This is a genomic window from Catenulispora rubra (assembly GCF_015356825.1).
Lineage (GTDB): Bacteria > Actinomycetota > Actinomycetes > Streptomycetales > Catenulisporaceae > Catenulispora > Catenulispora rubra.
Map to the genome: position 1 here is coordinate 1 of NZ_JAACYW010000709.1, position 579 is coordinate 579.

Annotated in this window: 1 pseudogene; it reads left to right on the forward strand. The window is 70.5% G+C overall.

Annotated features, from left to right (window positions below):
- Positions 1 to 282: 282 nt before the first annotated feature.
- Positions 283 to 579, forward strand: a pseudogene (locus GWK61_RS55075) (hypothetical protein); the annotation flags it as partial.

Genomic DNA, 579 nt, shown 5'->3' on the forward strand with positions numbered 1-579 from the left:
GTCCCGGTACGGGCTGTGGTCTCCCCGGCGGCAGCCGGCGGTGTCATCTCCAAGGCCTCCTCGCGGGGTGTCTTCGCTCGCGACATTGCCCGACGCCGCGCTGCCGCGTCAACTCCGCGTAGTGCCCCCGTGACGTGGCGAAGGACACAGTTGGACAGCGGGGCGGGCGAAGCCCGGCAGCGGCGCCGAGGTGTTCATGCATGTGAACACCAGTCACCCTTGTGAAGTTTTTACCCGCCGACTACTTGTGCCGGCCGTATGCGCGTACGACATTGCCGTGTCATGAGAATCAGTACGCGTAGGCGCACCACGGCCCTCGGCACCGCTGTGGTCGCCGCTGCCCTGACCGGCGGGGCTCTGATCGGCGGGGCTTCGATCGGCGCTGGGACGGCACAGGCGTCCGGCACCTCGGCCGACCCGGCTACGGGAGCCGCCGCGTCGGCAGCGGCGGGCCTGGCCATCACCGTCCACCCCGACCAGACCGGCCACCGGCTGAACCCGGGGTTCGTCGGCCTCTCCTTCGGCGCGGCGACCGTCGCCGCCGACAACTACTCCAGCACCGACCTGGCCGGGTATCTC